Below are 7,908 nucleotides of genomic sequence, written 5' to 3'. Positions count from 1 at the left end.
TCTTCTCCGGCCAGGGCAGCCAGCGGGTGGGCATGGGACGGGAGTTGCACGCCCGGTTCCCCGTTTTCGCGCGGGCGTTCGACGAGGTGTGCGAGGTGCTGGACCGGGAGCTGTCCGGTCACGTCGCCCACGCCGTGCAGGACGTGGTCTTCGGCACGGCCGGGGACCCGGCTCTGCTGAGCGAGACGGTGTTCACGCAGGCAGGTCTCTTCGCCGTCGAGGTGGCGCTGTTCCGTCTCGTCGAATCGTTCGGTGTGCGCCCGGACTTCGTCGGAGGGCATTCGATCGGCGAGCTGGCCGCCGCGCATGTGGCCGGGGTGCTGTCCCTGGCGGACGCCGGGCGGCTGGTGGCGGCCCGGGGCCGGTTGATGCAGGCCCTGCCCCGCGGCGGTGCGATGGTCGCCGTCCAGGCGGCGGAGGCGGAGGTCGTCGGCCTCCTCGACGGCCGGATGGACATCGCGGCGGTCAACGGGCCTACCTCGCTCGTCCTTTCGGGCGATGAGGAAGCCGTACTGCGGGTCGCGGAGAAGCTGCGTGAGCAGGGCCGCAAGACGAAGCGGCTCGTCGTTTCGCACGCCTTCCATTCACCGCACATGGACGCGATGCTCGATGAATTCCGCGCGGTCGCAGAGGAATTGACATACCGCGCTCCGGAAATCCCCGTGGTCTCGAACATCACCGGTGTCCCGGCAACGGCGGAAGAACTCGGTTCCGCCGATCACTGGGTGCGGCACGTGCGGTGCGCGGTGCGTTTCGCCGACGGTGTGCGGGCGCTGAGCGCCGAGGGCGTCTCGGTGTTCGTGGAGCTGGGCCCCGACGGCGTGCTGAGCGGCATGGGGGCGGAAACGCTCCCGGAGGGGGTCTTCGTCCCCGTGCTGCGGGCGGGGCGGGCGGAGGAGCGCGCGTTCCTCACGGGCCTGGGCAAGGCATGGACCCGGGGTGTGGACGTCGACTGGACCACCGCGTTCGACGGCACGGGCGCCTCCCGCGTCGACCTGCCGACGTACGCCTTCCAGCGTGACCGCCACTGGCTGGGCGAAGCCGCCCGGCCCGCCGGGGAGCCCCCGGCCGCCGGTGTGACCCCCGCGGCTCCGGCCCCCGTGCGGGAGCGGGAGACCGCCGCCGTGGCCCCCGCGCGTGAGCGGCGCCGGGCGCTGACGGATCTGGTGCGCGCGCAGGTCGCCGCCGTGCTGGAGTACGCGTCGGCGAGCGCCGTCGAGGTGACCCGCACGTTCAAGGACCTGGGGTTCGACTCGCTGACCTCGGTGGAACTGCGCGACCAGCTGAACGAGGCGACGGGCCTGCGCCTGCCGGCCTCCCTGCTCTTCGACCACCCCACGCCCGGCGCGCTGGCGCGGTACCTGGAGAGCGAGCTCGACGGCACCCGTCAGGAGACCGCGCCGGAGCCGCTGCCCACGACGGCCGACGACGAGCCGATCGCGATCGTCAGCATGGGCTGCCGGCTCCCCGGGGGCGTCGCGTCACCCGAAGCCCTGTGGGACCTCGTCGCACGGGGCGGCGACGGCATCGCGGAGTTCCCGGCGGACCGCGGCTGGGACCTGGAAGCGCTGTACGACGAGGACCCGGAGCGGCCGGGGACGTCCTACGTGCGTCAGGGCGGTTTCCTGTACGACGCCGCCGACTTCGACCCGGGCTTCTTCGGGATCTCGCCGCGTGAGGCGCTGGCGATGGACCCGCAGCAGCGGCTGCTGCTGGAGACCTCGTGGGAGGCGCTGGAGCGGGCCGGGATCGACCCGCAGTCGCTGCGCGGCACCCGGACGGGCGTATTCGCCGGGGCGATGGCCCAGGACTACGGGGCCCTGCTGCACGAGGCGACCGACGGCCTGGGCGGGTACCTGCTGACGGGCAAGGCGGCCAGCGTCATCTCGGGCCGCATTGCCTATTTCCTGGGCCTGGAGGGCCCCGCGGTCACGGTGGACACGGCGTGCTCGTCGTCGCTCGTGGCCCTGCACCAGGCGGTTCAGGCGCTGCGGTCGGGTGAGTGCTCGCTGGCGCTGGCCGGCGGTGTGGCCGTGATGGCGACCCCGGGGATGTTCATCGAGTTCAGCCGGCAGCGCGGCCTGGCCGCGGACGGCCGTTCGAAGGCGTTCTCGGACGCCGCCGACGGCACGTCGTGGTCCGAGGGCGCGGGCATGCTGCTCCTGGAGCGGCTGTCCGACGCGCGGAAGAACGGCCACCAGGTGCTGGCCGTGGTGCGTGGCAGCGCGGTGAACCAGGACGGTGCGAGCAATGGTCTGACGGCGCCGAACGGCCCGTCGCAGCAGCGCGTGATCCGCCAGGCCCTGGCGAGCGCCGGGCTGACGGCCGCGGACGTCGATGCGGTGGAGGCGCACGGTACGGGAACCACGCTGGGTGACCCGATCGAGGCGCAGGCGCTGCTGGCGACGTATGGCCAGGACCGTCCGGAGGGCCGGCCGTTGTGGCTGGGTTCGCTGAAGTCGAACATCGGCCATGCACAGGCCGCCGCTGGTGTTGCCGGCGTGATGAAGATGGTGCTGGCCCTGCGGCACGGTGTGCTGCCGCGAACGCTGCACGTCGACGAGCCGTCGTCGAAGGTGGACTGGTCGGCGGGTGCGGTGGAGCTGCTGACCGAGCAGCGGGAGTGGCCGGTGGCGGGAGACCGTCCGCGCCGGGCGGGTGTGTCCTCGTTCGGGATCAGCGGCACGAACGCACACGTGATCCTGGAGCAGGCCCCTGAGCCGGCTGTGCCGGCTGAGCCGATCGAGCCCGCCGCCGAGCTGTCCGTGGTGCCGTGGGTGATCTCGGGCCGGGACGCCACGGCGCTGAAGGGCCAGGCGGCCCGCCTCCTGTCCCACATGGAGGGTGACGCCGAGGTGTCGCCGGTGGACGTGGGCTGGTCGCTGGCGTCGGGCCGCGCGGTCTTCGACCACCGGTCCGTGGTGATCGGTGCTTCCCGCGACGAGCTCGTCACCGGTGTCCGGGCGCTGGCCCGGGGTGAGGAGACTCCGGGTGTCGTGACGGGCCCGCTCGACGGGGTGTCGCGGGCCGGTGGCCGGGTGGTGTTCGTCTTCCCGGGGCAGGGTTCGCAGTGGGCGGGCATGGGCGCCGAGTTGCTGGATGCTTCGCCGGTGTTCGCGGAGCGGATGAGCGAGTGTGCTGCCGCGCTGTCGGTTTACGTGGACTGGTCGCTGCTGGACGTGCTGCGGCAGGTGCCGGGTGCGCCTGGCCTGGACCGGGTGGACGTTGTCCAGCCGGCGTCCTGGGCGGTGATGGTTTCTTTGGCGGAGCTGTGGCGTTCGTACGGTGTCGAGCCGTCGGCCGTCATCGGTCACTCGCAGGGCGAGATCGCCGCTGCTTGTGTCGCGGGTGCGCTGTCGCTGGACGACGCGGCCCGTGTCGTGGCCCTGCGGTCGCAGGCCATTGCCGAGAGCCTCGCCGGGCATGGCGGCATGGTGTCCGTCGCCCTGCCGCTGAGCGAGGTGGAGTCCCGTATCGCCCGCTGGTCCGGACTGATCGAGGTCGCCGCGCTCAACGGCCCCGCGTCCGTCGTCGTGGCCGGTGACCCGAAAGCCCTGGACGAGCTGCGCGCCGCGTGCGAGGCGGACGGGGTCTGGGCGCGTCGCGTCCCGGTCGACTACGCCTCCCACACCTCCCACGTCGAGCGCATCGAGGAGCGGCTCGCGGAGGTCCTGGCCGGGGTGGTCCCCCGGCCGTCGGCCGTGCCGTTCCACTCGACCGTCGAAGGCGCCCGGCTCGACACGTCGGCCCTGGACGCCGCGTACTGGTACCGGAACCTGCGGCAGACCGTCCGTTTCGAGGAGACCGTCGGCGCCCTCATGGGCGAGGGCGACGCCGTCTTCGTCGAGGTGTCCGCCCACCCGGTCCTCGCGATGAGCGTGCAGGAGACCGCTGAGACCCGTGGTTCCGAGGAGTCCGTGGTCACGGGCACCCTGCGGCGTGACGAGGGCGGCCTGGACCGCTTCCTGGCCTCCCTCGGCGACGCGTACGTCCACGGTGTCCCCGTCGACTGGACCTGTGCCTTCGAGGGCACCGGCGCCTCCCGTACCGGCCTTCCCACCTACGCCTTCCAGCGTGAGCGCTACTGGCTCGAAGCACCCGCCCCCGCACAGGCGCCCGCGTCGGGCGGGGCCGACGAGACGGAGAAGCGGTTCTGGGAAGCCGTCGAGAGCGAGGATCTCGACGCGCTCCTCGACACCCTGGACGTCTCCGCCGAGCAGCCCCTCGCCGAGGTGCTGCCCGCACTCTCCACCTGGCGGCGCAGGCGGCACGAGCAGACGCGCCTGGACGCCCTGCGCTACGACATCACCTGGAAGCCGTTCGAGAAGAAGCCGACCCCGGTGCCGTCGTCCGGCGCCTGGCTGGTCGTCGTCCCGGCTCGCCTGGCCGGTGACGCGTGGATGACGGCAGTGGCCGGGGTCATGGGCGCCCGGTCCCTCCTGCTCACCGTGGGCCCGTCCGACGGCCGGGAACGGCTGGCGCGGGACGTCTCCGCCGCGGTCGCGGGCCGAGGCCCGATCGCCGGGGTCCTGTCCCTGCTGGCCCTGGACGAGACACCGCACGACGGGCACGCTGGCGTCTCCACCGGCCTGGCGGGCACGCTGACGCTGCTCCAGGCCCTCGATGCGGCCGGGACCGACGCACCCCTGTGGTGCGCCACTCGGGGGGCGGTCGCGGTGCGGCGCGGGCAGCCGGTGCCCGGTGCGACGCAGGCGCAGGTGTGGGGCTTCGGCCGCGTCGCGGCCCTGGAACACCCCGACCGGTGGGGCGGCCTCGTCGACCTGCCCGAGACCGTGGACGAGCGGGTGCTGGAAAACCTGCCCGCGGTCCTCGAGAACGGGGGCGGTGAGGACCAGTTCGCGCTCCGGCCGGCGGGTGCGTTCGTCCGCCGCCTGGTCCGGGCGCCCCGGCGGGCCCCCGGCAGTCAGGGCTGGCAGCCGCGCGGCACGGTCCTGATCACCGGTGGCACGGGCGCGCTGGGCGGGCACGTCGCCCGCTGGCTGGCCCGCAACGGTGCCGAACACCTCGTCCTGACCAGCCGACGCGGCTCCGGGGCGCCGGGCGCCGCCGAGCTCGCGGCGGAGCTGACCGAACTGGGCGCCGGCGTCACCGTCGCCGCGTGCGACGCCGCCGACCGCGACGCGCTCGCCGGGCTGCTGGCGTCCCTCGCCGCCCGGACGGACGAGGTGCCGCCCCTGACCGCGGTCGTCCACGCGGCGGGCGTACTGGCCGACGGCGTCATCGAGACCCTCGACGCCGAGCGGCTCGCCCACGTCCTGCGGTCCAAGGTGGACGCGGCCCGCAATCTGGACGAACTCACCGCCGGGCACCCGCTCGACGCGTTCGTGCTGTTCTCGTCCGTCATGGGCGTGTGGGGCAACGGCGGGCAGGCCGCCTACGCGGCCGCCAACGCCTGCCTCGACGCCCTGGCCTGTGACCGGCATACCCGTGGGCTGACCGCGCTGTCCGTCGCCTGGGGCACCTGGAGCGGCGGCGGCATGGTCGGTGACGACACTGAGGAGCGGATGCGCCGCCGCGGCCTGACCGCCATGGACCCGGAGACGGCCGTGGAGGCCCTGGGCCGTGCGGGGACGCGCGACGAACCGTTCCTCGCGGTCGCCGACGTGCAGTGGCAGCGCTTCGCGGCGGAGTTCACCGCCACCCGCGCCAGCAGGCTCTTCGACGAACTGCCCGAGACCGGCCGCGACGACGTCGCGCCCGGCGCGGGCCAGGAGCCTTCGGCGGTATCGGGGACGGGCCTGGCCCAGCAGCTCGCCGGGCTGACCCCTGGCGAGCAGGAGCAGCGGCTGCTGGAACTCGTCCGCACCCACGCCGCGGCAGTGCTCGGGCACACCGGTGTGGACGCCGTCGCGATCGGCCGGGCGTTCAAAGAGCTCGGCTTCGACTCGATGCGGGTCATGGAGCTCCGCAACCGGCTGAACGCGGCCACGGGCCTGCGCCTGCCCACCGGCGCGGTCTTCGACCACCCCACGGTCACCCGGATGGCCCGCTACCTGCTGTCGGAACTCGTGGAACCCGCGGGCGAGGCGGAGCCGGCCGGGAACGCCGGGGCCACGGTGGACCGGCCTGCCGGCGACGAGCCGGTCGCGATCGTCGCGATGGGCTGCCGCTTCCCCGGCGAGGTACGGACCCCCGAGGACCTCTGGCGGATCCTCGACGAGGGCCGCGACGTCGTCTCCGGCTTCCCGGAGAACCGCGGCTGGGACGTCGAGGGCCTGTACGACCCCGACCCCGAACAGCCGGGCAAGAGCTACGCCCGCGAGGGCGGCTTCCTCCACGAGGCGGCGGACTTCGACGCCGAGTTCTTCGGGATCTCGCCGCGCGAGGCGCTGGCGATGGACCCGCAGCAGCGGCTGCTGCTGGAGACGTCGTGGGAGGCGCTGGAGCGGGCGGGCATCGACCCGACATCGCTCAAGGGCAGCATGACCGGCGTCTACGCCGGCATGACCTACCAGGACTACGGTGCCCGTCTGCACGAGGCGCCCACCGCCCTGGAGGGCTTCCTCCTGACGGGCAAGTCCTCCAGTGTCGTCTCAGGACGCATCGCGTACAGCCTGGGTCTTCAGGGCCCCGCGATCACCGTGGACACGGCGTGCTCGTCGTCGCTCGTGGCCCTGCACCTGGCGGCGCAGGCGCTGCGGTCGGGTGAGTGCTCGCTTGCGCTGGCCGGCGGTGTGACCGTCATGGCGACCCCGGGGATGTTCATCGAGTTCAGTCGGCAGCGCGGCCTGGCCGCGGACGGCCGTTCGAAGGCGTTCTCGGACGCCGCCGACGGCACGTCGTGGTCCGAGGGCGCGGGCATGGTCGTCCTGGAGCGGCTGTCCGACGCGCGGAAGAACGGCCACCCGGTGCTGGCGGTGCTGCGGGGCAGCGCGGTGAACCAGGACGGTGCGAGCAACGGCCTCACCGCGCCCAACGGCCTCTCGCAACAGCGGGTGATCCGGGCCGCGCTGACCAGCGCCGGACTGTCGGCGGCGGACGTCGACGCGGTGGAGGCGCATGGTACGGGGACGACGCTGGGTGACCCGATCGAGGCGGAGGCCTTGCTGGCCACGTACGGTCAGGGGCGCCCGGCCGATCAGCCGCTGTGGCTGGGTTCGCTGAAGTCCAACATCGGCCACGCCCAGGCGGCGGCCGGTGTGGGTGGCGTCATCAAGATGGTGCTCGCCATGCAGAACGCGACCCTGCCCGGCACGCTGCACGCGGACGTGCCGTCGTCGAAGGTGGACTGGTCGGCGGGTGCGGTGGAGCTGCTGACCGAGCAGCGGGAGTGGCCGGAGGCGGGAGACCGTCCGCGCCGGGCGGGTGTCTCCGCGTTCGGTGTGAGTGGCACGAACGCGCATGTGATTCTGGAGCAGGCGCCCTCCGAGCCGGTTGAGGCTGTGGCGGGGGTTGTCGATCTGCCGGTGGTGCCGTGGGTGGTGTCGGGTCGTGGCGCGGAGGCGCTGTGGGGGCAGGCTGGTCGGTTGTTGGCTCGCGTTGAGGGTGATGCTGAGGTGTCGCCGGTGGATGTGGGTTGGTCGCTGGCGTCGGGGCGTGCTGTGTTCGAGGACCGGGCTGTTGTTCTCGGTGCTTCGGGTGACGAGTTGCGGGCGGGGCTTGATGCCCTGGCGCGTGGTGAGTCGGCTGCGGGGGTTGTTCAGGGAGTTGCCGGTTCGGGTCGGTTGGCTGTGGTGTTCTCGGGCCAGGGCAGCCAGCGGGCTGGTATGGGCCGTGAGTTGTACTCGCAGTTCCCGGTGTTCGCGCGTGCCTTTGATGAGGCGTGTGAGGTGTTGGACCGGGAGTTGTCCGGTCATGTTTCCCACTCCGTGAAGGATGTGGTTTTCGGCGGGGATCTGCTGGGTGAGACGGTGTTCACCCAGGCGGGTCTGGTGGACGGGGGGGTGG

General features: G+C 73.1%; 1 protein-coding gene. It reads left to right on the top strand.

Annotated elements, in window-relative coordinates; genetic code table 11:
* The coding region (locus J7E86_RS24265) for a type I polyketide synthase (protein WP_215084188.1) at nucleotides 1-7,908 on the top strand (7,908 nt) is incomplete at both ends.

It is taken from the genome of Streptomyces sp. ISL-11 (assembly GCF_018614525.1).
GTDB lineage: Bacteria > Actinomycetota > Actinomycetes > Streptomycetales > Streptomycetaceae > Streptomyces.
The sequence above is the reverse complement of the archived record's forward strand: the minus strand, read 5'-3'. Positions and strand labels throughout refer to the sequence as shown.